This is a genomic window from Bradyrhizobium sp. Leaf396 (genome assembly GCF_001424605.1).
Lineage (GTDB): Bacteria > Pseudomonadota > Alphaproteobacteria > Rhizobiales > Xanthobacteraceae > Bradyrhizobium > Bradyrhizobium japonicum_C.
Genome location: NZ_LMQJ01000056.1, coordinates 154324 through 174051, shown reverse-complemented (window position 1 = coordinate 174051; position 19728 = coordinate 154324). Strand labels below are relative to the sequence as shown.

Genomic DNA, 19728 nt, shown 5'->3' with positions numbered 1-19728 from the left:
GGCAGGCTCGTTCCGGTCGCTACAGGTAATTGTGCTCTCGCAGGTAGCTGATGATGCGCTCGCACGCCGCCTCGCTCGACAGTTCCGACGTATCGATGGTGATCTCCGGTGCCGGCGGCGCCTCGTAGGGCTGCGCGATGCCGGTGAATGCCGGCAAGTCGCCCGCTCGTGCCTTGCGATAAAGTCCTTTCGGATCGCGGCGCTCGCATTCGGCAAGCGGAGTCGCGACATGGATCTCGATGAACTCCCCGGCCTCGAGCCGCTGGCGTGCCAGCTCTCGCTCGCTGCGGAACGGCGAGATCAGCGCGACCAGCGCGATCAAGCCGGCATCGACGAACAGCGCCGCGATCTCGGCCACGCGCCGGACGTTTTCAATCCTTTCTGCGTTCGAAAAACCGAGGTCGCGGTTGATGCCGTGGCGGAGATTGTCGCCGTCGAGCAGTGCTGCATGGCGTCCGAGCTCGGCAAGCCGTCGGTCGACGAGATCGGCGATCGTCGATTTGCCGGCACCGCTCAGCCCCGTGAACCACAGCACGCAGGGCCGTTGCTGCTTCAGCCGCGCCCTCACCGATTTGTCGACGGCACGCTGCTGCCAATGAATGTTGGTGGCGCGGCGAAGCGAAACGTCGATCATTCCTGCCGCGGCCGTGCGATGGCTGATAGGATCGATCAGAATGAAGCTGCCGATGTCACGGTCATCGCGATAGGACTCGAACACCAGGGGACGATCGAGATCGATATGAACGTAGCCTATCTCGTTGACATCGAGCCTGGTGGCGCCTTCCTTCGCCATGGTGTCGATGGCGATCCGGTGCTTCAGCGTCGTGATCACGGCGCCGGTCGAGGCGGTGCCGCATTTTAGCGAATAGCGCCGGCCCGCCACCATGGGTTCCTCGTCGAACCAGACGAGATGCGCCGCGAGCTGATCCGAGACCGGCGCGGCAGATCCGCCGGTCAGCACGTCGCCGCGGCTGACGTCGATCTCGTCGACCAGCGTAAGCGTGATGGATTCGCCTGCCCCTGCGCAATTGCATTCGCCGGCGGGCGTTAGAATGCGTGCGACGTGGGTCTGGTGTCCCGATGGCTGCGCGCGTACCGCGTCTCCGACTGCGATCGTTCCGCTCGCGATGCGTCCGCAGAAGCCGCGAAACTCAGCGTTCGGCCGGTTGACCCATTGCACCGGCAACCGGAACGGCCGCTGCGAGACGTCGCCGGCCACGTCCACGGCTTCCAGATAGGCGGTAACGGTCGGCCCCGTGTACCAGGGCATCCGCGCGCTCGCGGCAACGATGTTGTCGCCATCGGGTGCCACGACCGGGATGCACTGGACCTCGGAGATCCCGAGCTGCCCGGCGAGCGTCAGGTATTCGGCGGCGATGGCCGAGAAGCGGTCGCCGTCGAATCCGATCAGGTCCATCTTGTTCACGGCGAGCACGACGCGACGGATGCCCAGTAGCGACAGGATGTGGCTATGGCGCCGCGTCTGCGTGATCACGCCCCTGCGCGCGTCGACCAGCACCACGGCTAGATCGGCGTTAGAGGCGCCGGTCGCCATGTTGCGCGTGTATTGCGCATGCCCCGGCGTATCAGCGACGATGAAGCGGCGTAGCCGCGTGGCGAAGAACCGGTACGCGACGTCGATGGTGATGCCCTGCTCGCGCTCGGCCTGCAATCCGTCGACCAGCAGCGCGAAATCGAGATCGCCCCCGGTGGTGCCGGCGGTCTTGCTCTCGGAGGCGAGCGCGTCGAGCTGGTCCTCGAGCAGCGTCTTCGAATCGTAGAGCAGGCGACCGACCAGCGTGCTCTTGCCGTCGTCGACACTGCCGCAGGTGACGAAGCGCAGCGTCGGCCGATCGTCCTGCCCGAGCCGCGGCGCATCGGTCACAGCGATCGTCGGTGCCTCGTGATAGGACATCAGAAATAGCCTTCCGCCTTCTTGCGCTCCATCGATGCAGGACTGTCCCGGTCGATCACGCGCCCCTGTCGTTCGGAGCTGCGCGACGCCATCATTTCCCGCACGATCTCTGGCAGGGTTGCCGCCGTCGAACTCGTCGCGCCGGTGAGAGGATAGCAACCCAGGGTGCGGAACCTGACGGATCGCCATTGCGGTTCTTCGCCGGGCCGCATCGGCATCCGGGCATCGTCCACCATGATCAGCGCGCCGTCGCGCTCGACTACGGGCCGCGAATCGGCGAGATAGAGCGGAACGATCGGGATGTCCTCGAGCAGGATGTAGTCCCAGACGTCGAGCTCGGTCCAGTTCGATAGCGGAAACACCCGCATGCTCTCGCCGGGCGCGAGCACGGTGTTGTACAGGCCCCAGAGCTCCGGACGCTGGTTCTTCGGATCCCAGCGATGTGCCGCGCTCCGGTGCGAGAACACGCGCTCCTTGGCGCGCGACTTCTCCTCGTCGCGCCGCGCCCCTCCGATCGCCGCGTCGAAGCCGTGGAGGTCCAGCGCCTGTCGCAGAGCCTGCGTCTTCATCACGTCGGTGTAGCGGGCCGAGCCGTGGGTGAAGGGGTCGATGCCCTGGCTCAATCCGTCGTTGTTGGTGTGGATGATGAGGTCGAGGCCGAGTTCGCGTGCGCGGCGGTCGCGAAACGCGATCATCTCGCGAAACTTCCAGGTGGTATCGACGTGCAGCAGCGGAAACGGCGGCTTTCCAGGATGAAACGCCTTCATCGCCAGATGCAGCAGCACCGAAGAGTCTTTCCCGACGGAATACAGCATGACGGGTTTGCGGAACTCGGCTGCCGTCTCCCGCAGGATGTGGATGCTTTCAGCCTCCAGGCGTCGAAGATGGCTGGCGGCGTGAAGCTGTTTGCCGCCGGCGCGTCCAGGGAGGGCGGATTCGGCGGTCCTGGGAATGTCCAGCATGCTGATCACGCGGCCGCAGCAAACCAGTCGCCGAACAGGCGTGCCGACGTTGCGGCGCTCAGGCCGAGATCGCGAACGCAGGCCGCAACCGAGGCGCGGTAGGCATCGTTGACCCCGCAACGCTCCAGAACCGCGAGCTGGGCTTCGCCCAGCGAGGCCGTGGTCCGGCGCTGGTATCGATAGGCGCTATCGGAGGTGTGCAGATTGGGCACCTTGTAGATGGTCGCCTCGCTCGGGAAGATGACGCGTGCATTGCTTGCTGACGCGTCTCCCGGCTCCCGCCATGACGTCACGGCACTCTCCGTGAAGCTGCTCGAAAGGCCGAGGCGGTCGAACAAGACCCGGATCGACGCCAGCGCTTCCTTGCTGACCTCGTAGACATAATGAGTGACGGGAATGCCCTGTCGCTGGGCGTAGATCGCGACACGGGACGCGCCGAGAGCGGCGACGACATAGTGCCGCAGCAAGGTATCTGCAGGCGCGCGCGAGATCAGCTTGTCGAGCCACGACGCCAGCGAGCTCGCCGGCTCGCGATCGAGCATGATGAGATGCAGCCGGTGACGCGGATAGCCGGCCTCGACCAGGAGCTGCAGTGGATTGAACAGGCTCTCGGCAAGCACGTAGGGCCCGATCGTTTCCTTGCTGAAGATGTGCGGCTCGTCCTTCGCCGAGGGCACGATCCAGGGCGTCAGCGGGCGGTCGACGAGCGCGTTGCGCAAGATCGCCTTCAGCGGTTGATAATATGAGGGCATCCCCGTCATGCCGAACAGATTGCTCAGAGCCGTCGAGCCGACCCGAGCCTTGCCGCATGCAAAGTAAAGCATCGGAAAGTCTTCCGCCGGGCGATCCCGGAAGTTCTGCGCAAGGCATTCGGTGACCTCACGCGTCAAGGTCTCGAGCGTGACGGTCCTGGTCTGGAACTCGCCTACGGGCGAAAGCGGCAAGCTGTCGAGGGCGCTGGGCTGTTGTCGAAGCAGATCGGCGATTCGTTCGCACGAATCGGGGGAAGTCCCGTCAATATTCATGTGGGGAGCTCACTGCAGCATCTTCAGCAAGCAAAGTTGCTTGCTCGACTATATGCAGCTTAGAGTTGCCAATCGGGGCGGTCAAACCCGGGAAACTCCGGGGTACCGGGCACATCAGCGAGCGCCGCGAGCACTCGCCGACGTGGTCGTGGGATCAAGCCGCGCGCACCGTGTTGAGGAACTTCTCGACCTCCACCTTCAGGAGGCTGCTCTCGCTCGATAGCGACCGCGCCGATGCGAGGACTTGTCCCGACGCCGCGCCGGTGGCGCTCGCACCTTGACTGACATGCGAGATCTTGTCCGCGACTTCCACGGTACCCTTGGCGGCCTCGCTGACGTTGCGCGCAATCTCGGCCGTCGCCGCACCCTGCTGTTCGATGGTGGCTGCGATGGTCGTCGAGATGTCCGAGATGCGGGCGATGGTCGCGCCGATCTCCTTGATCGCGCCGACGGAGTCCTCCGTCGCCGATTGCATCCCCGCGATCTGGGCGCTGATCTCCTCGGTCGCTCGCGCGGTCTGCGCGGCCAGCGCTTTGACTTCGCTCGCAACAACGGCAAAGCCGCGGCCCGATTCGCCGGCGCGCGCCGCCTCGATCGTTGCGTTCAGCGCTAGGAGGTTGGTCTGCTCGGCTATCGCGGTGATCAATTTGACGACGTCGCCAATTCGGCCTGCCGCCTTGAGCAATTCGTTGATCCGCATGTCGGTTCGCTCGGCCTGCTTGACTGCATCGCTGGCGATACGGCTGGAATCATGCACCTGGCGGCCGATCTCGACGACCGATGTGCTCATCTCCTCGGCGGCGGACGCCACGGCTCCGACGTTGGTAGATGCTTCCTCTGAGGCAGCCGCGACCATTCCCGAGAGCTGCTGGGTCTGTTCCGCCGTCTCGGACAATGTGCCGGCCGCGGCCTCGAGTTGTTGCGAAGCTGCGGATACAGAGGCGATGATGCCGCCGACTGCAGCCTCGAACGCGCCGGCGAGCCGGGTCATCTCTTCCTTGCGCTGAGCGGCCGCAGCGGTTTGCTGTTCCTTCTGCTCCGCTTCCATCTGCTCGATGCGGATCAGATTCTCCTTGAAGGTCTGAGCTGCGCGGGCGTTGTCGCCGACTTCGTCGCCGCGGCCCGTGTAGGGAATCTCGACCGCCTTGTTGCCGCGGGCGAGATCCAGGAGCACGTCGCCGATGCGCCGGATCGGCCGGGCGATGCTCAACACGGAAAAGACCGCGGAGCCGATCAACGTCAGGACGACGAACATGCCGACGATCAATGCGAAATTGGCGACGCGATCCAGTTCGGCCAACATCTCGCCCTTGCGGCGCGCGGCGAATTCGTTGGCAACGCCGACCAGGTCGTCGATGCGCTTGCTGACCTCCAGGGCTGCTGGACGCATGCGCTCTGCAAGGATGCTGGCCTTGGCCGATTCCGCAGCAATCCTGGCGCCTCCGGCAGCGGCGCCGATGATGGCCTTTTGCGCTGCCGCCAGTTCGATGCCGCTGGCCAGATATGCATCGACGAACTTCCTTGTCTCACGGTAGGCGTCTTGGGTGACTTTCCGCGTTGCCCGCTCCGTCGCGGCATCGATTTCCGTGCCGGCTTCACCGGCCCGGGCGCGGAGAATCTCGAGGAGCCTGTCGACCTCTCCGCCTGAGGGCGCCGCGCCGATTTCGAGAGCTGCGATCTGTGCCCGCGCCATCGCCGTCTGGGCCGCCTGGGCATTACCCTTGTTGAGATAGTTGATCGTGACCAGACGATTGGATTCGGCAATCGATCGGTTGCCGAGCATCTGGTTCGTCAGCATACCGCCGACGAGCACGACGCTTATACCCGTCACGATGCCGAGCTTGGTTCCAATGCGAAACCTGAATGATCCCACCGCCGCCTCCTTGGACTGTGACCACACCTCAAGGGTCTTCGCAACCAAAGATTGAGATTTGGAAAACATTCAATGGTGACCGTAGAAGTACGGCCGGATCACGAATGTCACGTGACGATCTCGACCCGTACAACTACAGGGAGTATCTGCCGGAGAGCGCTTGGAACGCCGTCTTGAGTGACGTAATCGGAGTTGCAGTTTGGATGAGACACGCTTGCGGGATTGGCCGACTCAGCTCTAGCGTGAAACAATGCGTTCTCGCGCCCGGATCAATGCTCGTCAATCGTCGTTCGGCGGCTCCCCGTTCGGCCGCCGCTTCTCGGGCCTCATACCGTGGATGTTCGTGGTCGGCGTGGTGGCGGCGATCGTGCTCACCTTTCGTCACGGAACAGGCTGGCTCCTGCCGCATGCGGCAGACGACCGGGCCCAGGACGCCGAGATCATCCTGCAGCAGATCGGCAATCCGGATCTCCTCCGCCCGGTCGACGTCATCCGGACCATTGACGGCGACACCTTTCTAGCTCGTATTCGTCAGCGCGAGGGGCGCGACCCCGTCGTTCGCATTCGGCTGCGGGGCATCGATGCACCTGAACTCAAGGCGTCCTGCCAGCAGGAGCTGGACAAGGCCGAAGCTGCGGCCCGCGCATTGCGCGATCTGCTCGGCCAGGGCGACGTGACCATTGCCAATCTCGGCCCGGACAAATACGGCCGGGTTCTGGCCGACGTGGCGACCCGACAGACTGCGAGTGTTGCGGCGGCGTTGCTCTCCGGCGGCTTTGTGCGCAGCTACAATGGAGGCCATCGCGACGGCTGGTGCGCTCGCCGCTGGCGCTTCTGGCAATAAAAAAGCCGCGTCCCAAGACGCGGCTGCTTGTCTCGGCGGATGCAGGCGGTCAGCGCGTCACGACCACCGTCGTGCCGACGGAAACGCGACCATAGAGATCCGTGATGTCGTCGTTGAGCATGCGGATGCAGCCATAAGAGACGAAGCCGCCGATCGAGCCCGGCACGTTCGTGCCGTGGATCGCATATTCGCCGCCGGCGAGCGTCATCGCCGCAACGCCCATCGGGTTGCGCGGCGAGCCGCCCGGAATGACGTCGGGGATGTTCGGCTTGTCGCGCTTCACCTCGGCGGGTGGCGCCCAGGCGGGGTTGCGATACTTGCCGTCGATCTTCGTCGTGCCGGCCCATTGCTTGCCGGCCTTGCCGACGCCGACCGGATAGCGGACGGCGTGGCCGTTATCGAGGATGAGATACAGCCGCCGCTCGCTGGTCCTGACCACGATCGTGCCGGGCGAATAGTCGGGCAGGTGTGCACCCACCAGCTCCGGCCTTGCCTCGGCCGCCGTCGACATCATGACTCCAACCCCGATGGTGGCGGCCAGCGCCACCGCAATCCTCATCGACATCGATGCTTCCCCTCGCCCTGAAACGGATCGTCCAGAATGACGCAGAACCTGGCAATTGCAGCGCCCAGCCCTCGGTGAGGTCATTCTTAACCGCGCCCATTAACTGGAGAGTTTCCACGCGCGGCCGCCGAAAGCCAGCCAGCATCGGGAACAAAGGAAATGTTCGAAATAAAGTAAATGACCTGAAAACAACACTCGACGGGAAAGATGCGGGGCGCACTGACGCGAGCGCGAGAGCTGTGAACGGGCGTTGTTCCGGGCGGCTGACAGCGTGGGCCGGAACTCGCGACTTCCGGGTCGGTCCTGCGGACCGACCCGGAATGACGATGTCCTGGAGCCTACGCCGACTTCCGATTCTGCCGGTTCTTGACGAGATCGTCGACCACGGTGGGATCTGCGAGCGTCGACGTGTCGCCAAGGCTGCCCGGCTCGTCTTCAGCAATCTTGCGCAGGATGCGGCGCATGATCTTGCCGGAGCGGGTCTTGGGCAGGCCCGGCGCGAACTGGATCTGGTCGGGCGAAGCGATCGGGCCGATCTCCTTGCGCACCCAGGTCACGAGCTCCTTGCGCAGATCCTCCGTCGGCTGGACGCCGGCCATCAGGGTGACATAGGCGTAGATGCCCTGGCCCTTGATGTCGTGGGGGAAGCCGACCACGGCCGCTTCCGACACCTTCTCGTGTGCCACCAGCGCGCTCTCGACCTCTGCGGTGCCCATGCGATGGCCGGAGACGTTGATGACGTCGTCGACGCGGCCGGTGATCCAATAATACCCGTCCGCATCGCGGCGGCAGCCGTCGCCGGTGAAGTACTTGCCCTTGTAGGTCGAGAAATAGGTCTGCTCGAAGCGGGCGTGGTCGCCATAGACCGTGCGCATCTGGCCCGGCCACGACCGCGCCAGGCAGAGATTGCCGGTGGTCTCGCCTTCCAGCACCTTGCCGTCGGCATCGACGATCTCCGGCACCACGCCGAAGAATGGCTGTGTCGCCGAGCCCGGCTTCAGCTTGGTCGCGCCCGGCAGCGGCGTGATCAAAATGCCGCCGGTCTCGGTCTGCCACCAGGTATCGACGATCGGGCAGCGACCGTCGCCGACGACGCGGTGATACCATTCCCAGGCTTCCGGATTGATGGGCTCGCCGACCGAGCCGAGCAGACGCAGGCTCGCGCGCGAGGTCTTCTTCACCGGCTCATCGCCGCCTTGCATCAGCGCGCGGATCGCGGTCGGCGCGGTGTAGAAGATGTTGACCTTGTGCTTGTCGATGACGTTCCAGAACCGCGAGTTGTCCGGATAGTTCGGCACGCCCTCGAACATCAGCGTGGTCGCGCCGTTCGCCAGCGGCCCGTACAGGATATAGCTGTGGCCGGTGACCCAGCCGACGTCGGCTGTGCACCAGTAGATGTCGCCGTCGTGATAATCGAAGACGTATTGATGCGTCATCGAGGCGAACACGAGATAGCCGCCCGAGGTGTGCAGCACGCCCTTGGGCTGACCGGTCGAGCCCGAGGTGTAGAGGATGAACAGCGGATCCTCGGCGTGCATGTGCTCGACCGGGCATTCGGTCGTCACCATCGCCGCGGCTTCGTGGTACCAGAGGTCGCGCGTCGGGTTCATGTCGACCTTGCCGCCGGTGCGCTTGACGACAACGACCCAGTCGACGCCATCGGCCTTGGCGAGCGCCGCGTCGACATTGGCCTTCAGCGGCACTTTCTTTCCGCCGCGCAGGCCTTCGTCCGCGGTGATGATCACCTTGGACTGGCAGTCGTTGATGCGCTGGGCAAGACTGTCCGGCGAGAAGCCCGCGAACACCACGGAATGGATCGCGCCAATGCGTGCGCAGGCGAGCATCGCATAGGCGGCTTCCGGAATCATCGGCAGGTAGATGGTGACGCGGTCGCCCTTCCCGACGTTGCGGGTGCGCAGGATGTTGGCCATCCGGCAGACCTCGTCGTGCAGCTCCTGATAGGTGATGTGCCTGGACTGCGAGGGATCGTCGCCTTCCCAGATGATCGCGGTCTGATTGCCGCGCGTGCGAAGATGGCGGTCGATGCAATTGTGAGCGACATTGAGGACGCCGTCCTCGAACCATTTGATCGAGATGTTGCCGGGCGCGAACGAGACGTTCTCGATTTTCGTCGGCGCCTTCATCCAGTCGATGCGCTCGGCCTGCTCCGCCCAGAAACCGTTCGGGTCCGAGATCGAGCGAGCGTACATCTCCTTGTACTTGGCCTGGTCGACCCAGGCGCGCTTCGCCCACTCCGCGGGGACGTCGTAGATCTTCTCGGACATGCTTCCCTCCACATGCGGCAGGCCGAACGCCAGCGAACGGCGGGCCGACCGGTCATTGACTGATTATGCGTCGGGCTAACCGGACCCGACAAGGAGCACAAGCTGGACCTTCGGCGGGTCGCCGGCCATGCGGAGGATCAAGCTGCGCGGGCCGGCTGTCGCAAATCTGAAACAGGCGAGGACGGGCTTTCGGCCTCTTAACCCCGACCTTCAGAACAGGCCAATGCGGGGCGCCCATGCGACGTCGATGGTATCTGGGAACCGTCTGTCACTGATTCGGGACTCGCAATAGGGTTCGGAACACCCTAAATGGCCAATCCGGGTCCAACGAGGCCCCAAGGAACAAAACTCAGAACAGCGGCATTGAACGGTAACAGACAGGGTCAAGGCATAACACTATGATGGATCAGCAGAATCTCGGGACGATGCGGCCCGCTTCAGCCGATCCTGCGGCAGTCGCCCTCGCCAAAGCCCTGGGACAATGGCCGAAACCGACTGGCTTCAGGCGCCCCAGCCCCAAAAAGACCTTCGACACGGCCCCCGTGACGGTCGAAGCGCTCGCCAAGGAGCTCGGTCTGCGGCTCGGCGACCAGAACGAGCTGACCATCCGCCGTATCAAGCGCGGCAAGGGCTACTCCTTCGTGCGTCCGAATGGCGCGCATATCCGCGATGCCCGCACCATCCGCCGACTGCACTCCATGGCAGTGCCGCCGGCCTACCGCGAGGTACGCTACTCGGCCGATCCCAACTCGCACCTGCAGGCCGTCGGCCGCGATGCCGCGGGCCGGCTGCAATATCGCTATCACGCCGACTGGGAGAAGGTCCGCGAGCAACGCAAGGCGCATCGCCTAGCCAAGCTGGTCGGCGCGCTGCCGAAAATCCGGCGCAAGGTCTCGGCGTTCCTGTCTGGTGACGAGCCGACGCGCGAATTCGCGCTCTCGGCCGTGATCGAGCTGATCGCGCGCACCGCGATCCGTCCCGGCAATGAATCCTATGCCCGCCTCAATGGCACCCGCGGCGCCACCACGCTGCTCAAGTCCAACGTCACACTGGAAGACGATTGCTTCGTGCTGACCTTCAAGGCCAAGGGCGGCAAGGCGGTGCGCAAGGAGTGCGATGCGGCCAAGCTGGTGCGCGCCATCGGCATTCTGCAGGGCGTTCCCGGCAAGCGCATGTTCCAGTATCGCGACGCCTACGGCATCGTGCGCGCCGTCAACACGACGCAGGTGAATGCGTTCTTGCGCGAGATCGCCGGCATCAAGATCTCGCTGAAGGATTTCCGCACGCTGATGGCCTCTGCCGTCGTCGTGGAATCGCTGTCGCGAATCACGCCGGCCACCAGCCAGCGCGGCCGCAAGAAGCAGGTGCTGGACGCGATCCGTGCCGCGGCCGACCAGCTTTCCAACACGCCGGCGATCTGCCGCAGGAGCTACGTGCACGACACCATCGTCACCGCGTTCGAGGACGGCATCCTCGAGCGCTTCGCCGCGACCATGAAGGGCCAGCGCTCCCAGGCAAGGCGCGAGCAGCTTCTGGCCCAGGTGGTGGCGACTGCGGCGGTCTGACGGACGTTCGCGTGTCGCAGCCCGCATGAGCGTAGCGATCTGCGGGAAGCGATCCTGGATGTCGCTTCCGTCTTCACGGTGCGAGCGACGCAGGACAAGTCGCTCATCCGGACTGCGCACGGGGTGATCTACATCCCGCCCATCTTGCAGACGAGCTTCCACTCATCTGCCGTCACCGGCTGCACCGACAGGCGCGAATACTTCACCAGCGCCATGTCCGCGAGCTTCTTCTCGGCCTTGATCGCCGCCATCGTCACCGGTGTCTTCAAGGGCTTGTCGGCCTTGATGTCGACGCAGACGAACTTGCCGGTCTTGTCGGTCGGGTCGGGATAGGCTTCCTTGATGATCTCGGCGATGCCGACGATCTCCTTGCCCTCGTTGGAATGATAGAAGAACGCCTTGTCGCCCTTCTTCATGGCGACGAGGTTCTGGCGCGCGGTGTAATTGCGTACGCCGGTCCAGGCCTCGCCCTTGGCGCCCTTCGCCACCTGCTGGTCCCACGACCACACCGACGGTTCGGATTTCACCAGCCAGTACGCCATGCTCATTCCTCTGACTTGAAGGGGCGCGTCATCAGCGCCGAGATTGCGGCATCGATCGTGCTCTTGCCGCTCAGGATCGATGCGACCGCTTCCGATACCGGCATCTCGACGCGTTGCGAAGCTGCGAGCTCGATCAGCACCGGCGCCGTGAATTCGCCTTCGGCCAGCTTGCCGGCCGGAGGCTGCTCCCCGCGTCCGAGCGAAAGTCCGAGCGCGAAGTTGCGCGATTGCGGACTGGAGCAGGTCAGGATCAGATCGCCGAGGCCGGACAATCCGGAGAGCGTTTCGCGGCGCGCGCCGAGCGCGCGGCCAAGACGCGCCAGCTCGGCAAAGCCGCGGGTCGTTAGGGCGGCCTGGGCGGAGGCGCCGAGCTTGCGCCCGACCGCGATGCCGACCGCGATCGCCAGCACGTTCTTGGCCGCACCGCCGATCTCGACGCCCCGGATGTCCGTGGAGTGGTAGGGGCGGAAGGTCGGCGAGCCCAGCGCCTGTACCAGTGCACTCGAGAGCCTCTCCTCGCTTGCGGCCAGGGTGACTGCCGTCGGCAGTCCGCGCGCAACGTCGTCGGCAAAGCTCGGGCCCGACAGGATCGCCGGCTGCGCGTGCGGCGCGGCCTCGGCGATCACGTCGGTCATGAATTTGTGGGTGCCGTGCTCGATACCCTTGGCGCAGGCGACGATCGGGACCGGCTTTGCCAGATGCGACGCCAGCATGTTGACGGCGCCGCGCAAATGCTGCGCCGGTGTTGCAATCAGCAGCATGTCCGCACGTGCGGCGAGCGCCAGATCGTTCGTCACCACGATATCAGGCGCAAGCGGGACGCCCGGCAGCCGCGGATTGTCGCGCATTGAAGCCATCCGCGTGGCATGCTCGGCGTTGCGCGCCCACAATATGACGCTTCGTCCGGCTCGCGCCGCGACCGTCGCAAGCGCCGTACCCCACGCGCCCGCGCCGATGACCCCGACGGATTGCAGCGCCGTCATCGCTAGTATCCCGCCCGCGTGTTGCCGTAGCCTGCGGGAGCCGTCGCGTTGGCGTCGAGCAACCACCGTGCGCGCGGTTGCGCGTCCATCGTGTCGGACAAGCCGAGCGCGAGGCGTTCGGCGCCGGCCCAGGCGATCATCGCACCGTTGTCGGTGCAGAGCGCGGGCGGCGGAATGATCAGTTGCGTCTGAGCCTGCTGCGCGACGTCATGGAGTGCGCCGCGAATCGCCTGATTGGCGGCGACGCCGCCGGCGGCGACAAGCGCACGCGGGGCACCGAACTTCTCGCGGAAAATCCTGAGGCCGACGCTCAGCCGGTCGGCGGTCGAGTCGAGCACGGCGGCCTGGAAGCTCGCGCAGAGATCGCTGATGTCCTGCGATGTGATCTCTGCCAGCCGGCTCGCTTCGGTGCGGACCGCCGTCTTCAATCCCGAAAGCGAGAAATTGGCATCGGGGCGTCCCTGCATCGGTCGCGGAAATGCAAAGCGCGCGGCGTCGCCGCCTGCGGCGGCCCGTTCGACCTGCGGGCCGCCGGGATATGGCAGGCCCAGCATCTTGGCGACCTTGTCGAAAGCCTCGCCGATCGCGTCGTCGACCGTGGTGCCGAGCCGCACATATTGGCCGACGCCGGCAACTGCGACGATCTGGGTATGCCCGCCGGAGGCGAGAAACAGACAATAGGGAAATTCGATGCGGTCAGTGAGGCGCGGCGTCAGCGCGTGCGCTTCGAGATGGTTCACCGCGACCAATGGTGTATCGTGCACCATCGCGATCGCCTTCGCGGTGGTGAGCCCGACGATGACGCCGCCGATCAGGCCCGGGCCCGCGGCGGCCGCGACGCCATTGAGCTGGGCGAATCCGATGCCGGCCTCGCGCATGGCGCGATCGATGATGCCGTCGAGCAGATCGACATGCGCGCGCGCCGCGATCTCCGGCACCACGCCGCCGAAGCGGGCATGTTCCTCGATCTGCGACCGCACGATGTTGGACAGGATCTTGCCGCTGCCATCGCCCGCGCGCTCGATCACGGCCGCGGCGGTCTCGTCGCAGGTGGTTTCGATCCCCAGCACCAGCATTGGCGAATTGTTATCCAATTTGCGCCCTTGCGCTCATCCGTAAAGCAGAGTTCTGGTACGTCCGGTAGCATTCCGGGGCCGGATTGCGCAATCGTCACGCGCGGCCGTTTCTGATCAATGCGTGACCGCCACGTGGTTCGGGAACACCAGCGATGTCCATTCTTGTCACACGGCCACATCCCGACAATGAGGCGACAGCGGAAAGTCTGCGCTCGCGAGGGCACGCGGTGCTGCTTGCGCCGGTGCTCAAGTTCGAGCCCGTCGCCTTCCACGACGCGCGTGAGGCTCCCTACGGTGCCGTTCTCGTCACGTCCGCCAATGCGATCCGCGCCGTTGCGCCGCAATTGCCGGAGCTCGGCCTCCTGCAGCTGCCGTTGTTTGCGGTTGGCGAGCATACAGCTGCGGTGGCGCGCGAGGCCGGTTTCGCCGAGGTGATCGTCGCCGATGGCGATGCCGCTTCCTTGCGCGACAAGGTGATGCAGAGCGCGCGCGAGAAGGTGCTGAAGAAAAAGAGCACGCTGCTGTATCTCGCCGGCGCTGATCTGTCGCGCGACCTCGGCGGCGAGCTCGGTGCGGAGGGGTTCCGCGTGGTGACGCAGACGACCTACCGCATGGCCCCTGTCAAGCATCTTCCGCGCGAGGTCTGCGAGGGCTTTGCGACGCATGGCGTCGAGGCGGTGCTGCACTACTCCCGGCGCAGCGCGCGCGCGTTCCTGGATGCGGCGAGGGAGGAAGGCGTCGAGATCTCGGCGCTGGCGATCCCCCATTGCTGCCTGTCCGAGACCGTTGCGAGCGTGCTGCGCGACGCCGGCGCATCACAGGTTCTGGTGGCGGCGACGCCGGACGAAAGTGCCTTGTTCGACACCTTGGAGCGTGCGTTGCGCACCCGTTTGGCGTAAGAGGTCGGGCCGAATCCGACGCAGTCTGGTCCGCTCAAGGGCCTATGCAACGTATGGAAGTGTGAGGAACCGTCACGATGGCCGACGACAAGCCTGAAGACGCTGGACTGGCGCCCGACACGGGTCGTGCCAAGCGCACCCCGCCCACCATCGACCTCCAGGCGACGGAAGTCTCGACCCAGCCGCAGCAGGTTGCGGGCGAGCCTGAGGCTCAGCCCACACCGGAACACGCCGCGAGCGAACCGGCACAATCCGGGCAGGCCAAATTCGAGGAGAGTGAGCCCGTGCAGGCCGAGCCCGAGCCCGAGCACGTTGACACAGAGCCGAAGCGCGATGAGGCGGAAGCGGCCGTCGCGCCTGCTGCCGCGCCGCCACCGATTTCGCCCTGGGTCATTGCGCCGTTCTCCGGAGCTGCCGCAGCGGCGGTCGTGATCGCGGTTGGCTGGATGCTGGGCTGGCCCGCAGTGCAGGCGCCTTCGGCCGCGCCGCAGGTGAGCAGTGCGACGATCGATGCGCTGAGCGCGCGTGTTGCTGCGGTTGAGGTCAAGGCCGGCAAGCCCGGAGGCGATCCGGCCATGGCAGCGCGAATCGACGCGCTGGAGAAATCCGCAAGCAGCTTGCGCAGCGACATTGGCAATCTTCGTGCGCAGTCGGAAAAGACCGCGAGCGCCCTGAGCGAGGCGAGGACAGCGTCGCCTGCTGCAGCGCCTGATCTTGCCGCGCTCAACGACCGCATCGCTCAGCTCGAGCACGCCAGCAAGACCGAGCGCGCCGAACTTGCGCAGCAGAGCGAGAGGATCGCCGAGGTCAAGGCGATGGACGACAAGCCGCTCCGCCATGTGGTGGCGGCGTCCCTGCTCGACGTTGCCGTTCGCCACGGCGATCCCTATCAGTCGCAGTTGGCCGCGGCACGGTCGCTGGCGGCCAAGCCCGACATGCTGAAGCCGCTTGAGGCATTTGCGTCTTCCGGCATCCCGACGCCGGCGGCGCTGAGCCGGGAGCTCCTCAATATCGTGCCGAAGCTGTCGCCGCCGGCGGAAGCTCCGGCCAGCAACGCCGGCATCGTCGAGCGTCTGCAGGCCGGCGCGTCAAAACTCGTCCGCATCGAGCGCACCGACGCCGTCGGCAACGATCGCGGCGCCATCGTTGCGCGCGTGACGGCGGCTGCGCTCCGCAACGATTTCGCGGAAGCGCGGCGCGAGCTGAAGACTCTGCCAGAGGCGGATCGTGCGCCAGCGCAGGCGTGGCTCGACAAGGCCGATGCCCGCGACGCTGCGCTCGCTGCGTCCCGCAAATTCGCCGACGGTGCCATGTCGGATCTCGTCAAGCCTCTTCAGTAAAGCTTCGCGCAACAATCGGCGCGTATAGGGATCGTCATGCTTCGCATCGTCCTCTTTCTCGTCCTGATCGCGCTGGCAGCGGCCGGCGCGGCCTGGGTTGCCGACCAGCCTGGCGATCTCGTCCTGACCGCGGGTGGTTTCCGCATCTCGACGACACTTCCCAGGTTCGTGTTCCTGCTCGGGCTTTTTGCCGCGGCCGTCGTGCTGGTCTGGAGCATTCTCACGATGATCTGGCGCACGCCGGGGCGTTTGCGCCGCCGCCGCCAGGACAAGCGCCAGGCCCGCGGCCGCCATGCCATCACCCACGGCCTGCTCGCGGTCGGCCAGGGCGATCCTGCGCTCGCCCGCCGTCACACCGAGGCGGCGCGGCGGCACGCGCCGAACGATCCGCTCGCCCTGCTGCTGCACGCGCAGTCGGCGCAGCTCGAAGGCAATCGCGAGGAGGCGCAGCGCGTTTTCCGAGTCATGGCCGAACGCGAGGACACGCGGCTGCTGGGCCTGCGCGGCCTGTTCATCGAGGCGCAGCGCGCGGATGACGCCGTCGGAGCGGTGATGATCGCGGAAGAAGCAATCAAGCTGTCGCCGTCTTCGACCTGGGCTTCGCATGCGGTGCTCGGCTTCCGCTGCGCGCGGGGCGACTGGGCCGGCGCACTCGCGATCCTCGATTCGAATCTGTCCGCAGGCCTGATCGACAAGCAGACCTACCGCCGACAGCGCGGCGTGCTGCTCACCGCACGCGCGCTGGAGCTGGAGACGATGGACCGGGACGTCGCGCGCGAGAGCGCGATGGAGGCGGTCAAGCTCGCGCCGACCCTGGTGCCGGCGGCCGTGCTCGCGGCAAAATTCGAGAGCGAGGCGCATCAGGTGCGCCGTGCCATGAAGCGGATCGAAGCCGCCTGGCTCGCCAATCCGCATCCCGATCTCGCGGACGCCTATGCCCATGTGAAGCTCGGCGATACCGCTTGGCACCGCTTGCAGCGGGTGGAGACGCTCGCCGCCAAGACGCCCGCCGACAGGCCCGGCCATATCGAAGGCCAGCTCGCGATCGCACGCGCTGCGATCGACGCCTCGGAGTTCGCACGCGCGCGTGAGGCGCTCGCACCTTATCTCAGCGATCCCACCCAGCGCGTTGCGCTGCTGATGGCCGAGCTCGAGCGCACCGAGCATGGCGACGGCGGCCGCGCCCGCGCCTGGACCCTGCGCGCGGTGCGCGCCCGGCTCGATCCGGCCTGGACGGCAGACGGCTATGTCAGTGAGCGCTGGCGCCCGGTCTCCCCGGTCACCGGCCGCCTCGATGCGTTCCAATGGCAGACGCCGGTCGCGAGCTTGCCCTCGGACAGGGGGACCACGATCGAGTCCTCGGCTTTCGAGGAAGCCATGCTGGCTGCCCCGCCGCCAAAGCGGGTGACCGCGGCTCCCAGCGAAGCCTCGGTGGAACCGGCGGCGTCGGTGGCCCCAGTGGCGGCTCCAGCCGCTCAGGACAATTCGCCCCCTCAGGCCCAAGAGGTTGCCAAGGAACCTGCGAAGGAGGAGCCGGCGACCGCGCCCGCCGAGCCGGCCGATCCCGCTCCGGCGCCCGCCGAATCGTCGCCGCCAGCACCAACACCGGTCTTCCGAACCCGGGCCGACCTCGGGAAGCCGGCAGCGGCGCCGATCCAGGCCGTCATTCCGATCGTCCGTGCGCCGGATGACCCCGGAATCGACGACGACGCCCCGACCGATGAATTTACGGAACAAATCGGCACGCCGAAGGCCCAGGCGGGCGGCTGGCGTGGATTCTGGTCGCGCTGGGGCGCGTGAGCCGCATTTCGCCTCCCGCTTGTCCTTGCCAATTCAGGCCATGCCCGATATCAGGAGCGCGCGTATCGGGACCGGCATTGCCTGGGCCCGGCAGGGGTCGCCGCAATAGCTCAGTCGGTAGAGCACGTCATTCGTAATGACGGGGTCGGGGGTTCGAATCCCTCTTGCGGCACCAGCGCCCCGATTGTCCTGCCCGAACACATAGGCAACAGATCGCACCTGAGACATGGGTGACAACCTCGCGCCGAGCGGTGTTGCGCGGCTTCCAGGTCATCTGCTCAGTGGCGCGGCCAATGCTGAGCGCATCAGCCTGCATGAAGGCCCGTTTGGCTGGGTGATCGCGATCACATAACCTCGGACATGACTCCCCTAACATCCCGTCACGAAACACGGGGAGACTTCACATGCGCAAGATCATTCTGGTTGCCGCCATGCTGCTGGCTTCTGCGTCTGCCCAGGCAGGCGGCTCCCGCGGTCTGTCCTTGGCCGCTGCGGGCGAACAGAGCTCCGCACCGCAGACCACGACCTCGTCAACGGCCAGTGCGACGACGCGGGTCAGCGAAGCCGCGCCGGCCACCGAGGCTTCGAAATATTCCGATCGTCCACCGGCAGTGTCGCTCTCCGCGCCGCCCGCTGCGGCCGCACCGGCGGCGACCACAGCCGCGCCGGCCTCCGTGCCGGTCGCGACGACCAAGCCCGCTACCAAGAGTGCGGCAAGAGCGCACAAGCCGAAACACAAGCGCAGCTGGACCGAGCGCCGCATCATCAGCGAACTGCATCGTCACGGCATCTATTGGTAAGCCGCGGACCTGTACCCCGATCCTGCGGTCATGCCCGGTCTTGACCCCGGCATCCACGTCTTCGCGTCTGATGCAAAAACGTGGATGGCCGGGACAAGCCCGGCCATGACGCAAGAGTTCTGGATTTGGTGCGGTTACTGCGAGATCGTCTGCACGACGCTCGCGATCGGACGGGAGTTCGTGCCTGCTGTCGGCACCTTCATGTCCTTCATCAGCGCCTCGTCGTATTCCGGCAGCGTCTGAAGCTGCGCCTTGGCCTTCATCTGCACGACCTTGTAGCCGCCCGCCTTCAGCCGCGCGAGCAGCGTCGGCATGGCTATGCCGGTGTTCTTCTGGAAATCGTGCATCAGGATGATGCCCTTGCCGAGCTTGTCGAGCCTGGTCATCACGGTTTCGACGATCTTCTCCGGCGTCGCGCCCTTCCGGAAGTCGAAGGAGTCGATTTCGGTCGAGAACATCGCGACGTTGCGCGTGCCGAAATAGGCCACCATCGCCGGATTGTGCTGAAGCTGCGGGAAGCGGAAGAACGGTGCCGGATTGGTGCCGAGCGCGAACTTCACCGCGCTGAAGCCTTTCTCGACCTCGTCCTTGACCTGTTGCTCCGTCAACTTCTTGCTGTTCAGATTGACATGCGACCAGGTGTGCGTGCCGACCGTGTGGCCCTGGGCCAGCACCTGCTTCAGGATCTCCGGGTGATAAGTCGCGTGCTTGCCGACCGAGAAGAACAGGCCCCTGGTGCATTCATCCGCGAGCGCCTTCAGCACTGCGGGCGTGTTGACCGGCCACGGACCGTCGTCGAAGGTCAGCACGACCTCCTTGTCGGTGAGGAAGTCGAACTGCTTGAAATGCTCGAAACCGAAGCCGGGTCCGCCTGTCGTGTCTATCTCGACGACGCGGGACACGCCCAGCGCGTTCGGATTGGCGCAGGCCTGCTTCGGCTGCATCGGCATGGCCGGGGCGGGCGCGGGCGCCGGAGCGGCTGCCGCCGGCCTGGCCGCGACGGCCGCAGTGGTTTCGACGTCGTCCCTGGCGGCGAGCTTCGCCTGTGCCGGCAATGGATCGGCGGCACGGGCGGCAACTGTCTTGGGAGCGCCCTGATCGGCGCGCGCGGAATAATAAAACCAGCCGCCGGCGGCGATCACGACCGCCGCAACTACACTGGCCAGCATCAGGCCCAACGCATTACGCATCGCTACTCTTTCCAATTACGCAACCAAACCTGCGGAATTCCCCGCGCGACCAGCCATTAATGCG

17 protein-coding genes and 1 tRNA gene are annotated in these 19728 nt (G+C 65.7%); 8 read left to right on the top strand and 10 right to left on the bottom strand.

From position 1 onward, the window contains the following. Positions 1-19: 19 nt before the first annotated feature. The 4 genes from cysN to ASG57_RS30420 all read right to left on the bottom strand — a co-directional run bounded on the left by cysN (position 20) and on the right by ASG57_RS30420 (position 5775). Entirely contained in the window at positions 20-1915 is a 1896-nt protein-coding gene (gene cysN / locus ASG57_RS30435; RefSeq protein WP_057198748.1) for a sulfate adenylyltransferase subunit CysN, read from the bottom strand. Continuing rightward, positions 1915-2877, bottom strand: a complete 963-nt coding sequence (gene cysD, locus ASG57_RS30430; protein ID WP_057198822.1) for a sulfate adenylyltransferase subunit CysD — start codon at positions 2875-2877, stop codon at positions 1915-1917. Before cysD ends, cysN begins: the two co-directional genes overlap by 1 nt. A 5-nt stretch (positions 2878-2882) precedes the next feature. After that, a complete protein-coding gene (locus ASG57_RS30425; RefSeq protein ID WP_057198747.1) occupies positions 2883-3902 on the bottom strand; it encodes a sulfotransferase family protein in 1020 nt (339 codons plus the stop codon). A gap of 154 nt (positions 3903-4056) precedes the next feature. Next, entirely contained in the window at positions 4057-5775 is a 1719-nt protein-coding gene (locus ASG57_RS30420) for a methyl-accepting chemotaxis protein (protein WP_028145863.1), read from the bottom strand. A gap of 250 nt (positions 5776-6025) precedes the next feature. On the opposite strand from ASG57_RS30420, the gene ASG57_RS30415 reads away from it, so the two are divergent. Beyond that, positions 6026-6619 (top strand): thermonuclease family protein, encoded by a 594-nt coding sequence (locus ASG57_RS30415; protein WP_057198746.1) that lies wholly within the window; start codon positions 6026-6028, stop codon positions 6617-6619. A 49-nt stretch (positions 6620-6668) separates the two neighbouring features. On the opposite strand, the gene ASG57_RS30410 is transcribed toward ASG57_RS30415, so the two are convergent. Both ASG57_RS30410 and acs read right to left on the bottom strand, forming a co-directional pair. After that, complete coding sequence (locus tag ASG57_RS30410; RefSeq protein ID WP_024338747.1) at positions 6669-7184, bottom strand: L,D-transpeptidase; 516 nt, start codon at positions 7182-7184, stop codon at positions 6669-6671. Positions 7185-7522: 338 nt separating this feature from the next. After that, on the bottom strand, positions 7523-9469 hold the full coding sequence (gene acs / locus ASG57_RS30405; RefSeq protein ID WP_024338748.1) for an acetate--CoA ligase: 1947 nt from the start codon (positions 9467-9469) through the stop codon (positions 7523-7525). Positions 9470-9867: 398 nt separating this feature from the next. On the opposite strand from acs, the gene ASG57_RS30400 reads away from it, so the two are divergent. Next, on the top strand, positions 9868-11034 hold the full coding sequence (locus tag ASG57_RS30400; protein WP_024338749.1) for a DNA topoisomerase IB: 1167 nt from the start codon (positions 9868-9870) through the stop codon (positions 11032-11034). 128 nt (positions 11035-11162) lie between these two features. Here ASG57_RS30400 and ASG57_RS30395 read toward each other — a convergent pair whose 3' ends face one another. Genes ASG57_RS30395 through tsaD form a run of 3 tightly spaced genes read right to left on the bottom strand, consistent with a single transcriptional unit; the run spans position 11163 to position 13635 of the window. Next, on the bottom strand, positions 11163-11576 hold the full coding sequence (locus ASG57_RS30395) for an EVE domain-containing protein (RefSeq protein ID WP_057198745.1): 414 nt from the start codon (positions 11574-11576) through the stop codon (positions 11163-11165). Between the two features lie 2 nt (positions 11577-11578). Continuing rightward, on the bottom strand, positions 11579-12559 hold the full coding sequence (locus tag ASG57_RS30390; protein ID WP_057198744.1) for an NAD(P)H-dependent glycerol-3-phosphate dehydrogenase: 981 nt from the start codon (positions 12557-12559) through the stop codon (positions 11579-11581). A 2-nt stretch (positions 12560-12561) separates the two neighbouring features. Next, positions 12562-13635: a tRNA (adenosine(37)-N6)-threonylcarbamoyltransferase complex transferase subunit TsaD gene (tsaD, locus tag ASG57_RS30385; RefSeq protein ID WP_057198743.1), complete on the bottom strand. Its 1074-nt coding sequence runs from the start codon at positions 13633-13635 to the stop codon at positions 12562-12564. 152 nt (positions 13636-13787) lie between these two features. Here tsaD and ASG57_RS30380 point away from each other — a divergent pair, with 152 nt between their 5' ends. The 6 genes from ASG57_RS30380 to ASG57_RS30360 all read left to right on the top strand — a co-directional run bounded on the left by ASG57_RS30380 (position 13788) and on the right by ASG57_RS30360 (position 18474). Then, positions 13788-14534 carry a uroporphyrinogen-III synthase gene (locus tag ASG57_RS30380; RefSeq protein ID WP_057198742.1) on the top strand — a complete coding sequence of 249 codons (747 nt, stop codon included), beginning with the start codon at positions 13788-13790 and terminating at the stop codon, positions 14532-14534. A 77-nt stretch (positions 14535-14611) separates the two neighbouring features. Beyond that, complete coding sequence (locus ASG57_RS30375; RefSeq protein WP_057198740.1) at positions 14612-15874, top strand: COG4223 family protein; 1263 nt, start codon at positions 14612-14614, stop codon at positions 15872-15874. Positions 15875-15910: 36 nt separating this feature from the next. Then, on the top strand, positions 15911-17674 hold the full coding sequence (locus tag ASG57_RS30370) for a heme biosynthesis protein HemY (RefSeq protein ID WP_057198738.1): 1764 nt from the start codon (positions 15911-15913) through the stop codon (positions 17672-17674). Positions 17675-17773: 99 nt separating this feature from the next. Further along, positions 17774-17849: transfer RNA gene (locus tag ASG57_RS30365), tRNA-Thr, on the top strand. A 51-nt stretch (positions 17850-17900) separates the two neighbouring features. Then, the gene (locus ASG57_RS39760) at positions 17901-18026 is read left to right on the top strand and encodes a hypothetical protein (RefSeq protein WP_283805268.1); all 126 of its coding nucleotides are present in this window, start codon (positions 17901-17903) and stop codon (positions 18024-18026) included. A gap of 52 nt (positions 18027-18078) precedes the next feature. After that, positions 18079-18474 carry a hypothetical protein gene (locus ASG57_RS30360; RefSeq protein WP_024338756.1) on the top strand — a complete coding sequence of 132 codons (396 nt, stop codon included), beginning with the start codon at positions 18079-18081 and terminating at the stop codon, positions 18472-18474. Between the two features lie 134 nt (positions 18475-18608). Here ASG57_RS30360 and ASG57_RS30355 read toward each other — a convergent pair whose 3' ends face one another. Beyond that, positions 18609-19664: a polysaccharide deacetylase family protein gene (locus tag ASG57_RS30355; protein ID WP_024338757.1), complete on the bottom strand. Its 1056-nt coding sequence runs from the start codon at positions 19662-19664 to the stop codon at positions 18609-18611. Positions 19665-19728: the final 64 nt, after the last annotated feature.

What these genes read in the sequence shown, in the direction of transcription:
- ASG57_RS39760 (WP_283805268.1), top strand. Translation starts at nt 17,901, where the DNA reads ATGGGTGACAACCTCGCGCCGAGCGGTGTTGCGCGGCTTCCAGGTCAT.
- ASG57_RS30415 (WP_057198746.1), top strand. Translation starts at nt 6,026, where the DNA reads ATGCGTTCTCGCGCCCGGATCAATGCTCGTCAATCGTCGTTCGGCGGC.
- cysN (WP_057198748.1), bottom strand. Translation starts at nt 1,915, where the DNA reads ATGTCCTATCACGAGGCACCGACGATCGCTGTGACCGATGCGCCGCGG.
- cysD (WP_057198822.1), bottom strand. Translation starts at nt 2,877, where the DNA reads ATGCTGGACATTCCCAGGACCGCCGAATCCGCCCTCCCTGGACGCGCC.
- ASG57_RS30360 (WP_024338756.1), top strand. Translation starts at nt 18,079, where the DNA reads ATGCGCAAGATCATTCTGGTTGCCGCCATGCTGCTGGCTTCTGCGTCT.
- tsaD (WP_057198743.1), bottom strand. Translation starts at nt 13,635, where the DNA reads ATGCTGGTGCTGGGGATCGAAACCACCTGCGACGAGACCGCCGCGGCC.
- ASG57_RS30355 (WP_024338757.1), bottom strand. Translation starts at nt 19,664, where the DNA reads ATGCGTAATGCGTTGGGCCTGATGCTGGCCAGTGTAGTTGCGGCGGTC.
- ASG57_RS30410 (WP_024338747.1), bottom strand. Translation starts at nt 7,184, where the DNA reads ATGTCGATGAGGATTGCGGTGGCGCTGGCCGCCACCATCGGGGTTGGA.
- ASG57_RS30370 (WP_057198738.1), top strand. Translation starts at nt 15,911, where the DNA reads ATGCTTCGCATCGTCCTCTTTCTCGTCCTGATCGCGCTGGCAGCGGCC.
- ASG57_RS30375 (WP_057198740.1), top strand. Translation starts at nt 14,612, where the DNA reads ATGGCCGACGACAAGCCTGAAGACGCTGGACTGGCGCCCGACACGGGT.
- ASG57_RS30380 (WP_057198742.1), top strand. Translation starts at nt 13,788, where the DNA reads ATGTCCATTCTTGTCACACGGCCACATCCCGACAATGAGGCGACAGCG.
- ASG57_RS30390 (WP_057198744.1), bottom strand. Translation starts at nt 12,559, where the DNA reads ATGACGGCGCTGCAATCCGTCGGGGTCATCGGCGCGGGCGCGTGGGGT.
- ASG57_RS30425 (WP_057198747.1), bottom strand. Translation starts at nt 3,902, where the DNA reads ATGAATATTGACGGGACTTCCCCCGATTCGTGCGAACGAATCGCCGAT.
- ASG57_RS30400 (WP_024338749.1), top strand. Translation starts at nt 9,868, where the DNA reads ATGATGGATCAGCAGAATCTCGGGACGATGCGGCCCGCTTCAGCCGAT.
- acs (WP_024338748.1), bottom strand. Translation starts at nt 9,469, where the DNA reads ATGTCCGAGAAGATCTACGACGTCCCCGCGGAGTGGGCGAAGCGCGCC.
- ASG57_RS30395 (WP_057198745.1), bottom strand. Translation starts at nt 11,576, where the DNA reads ATGGCGTACTGGCTGGTGAAATCCGAACCGTCGGTGTGGTCGTGGGAC.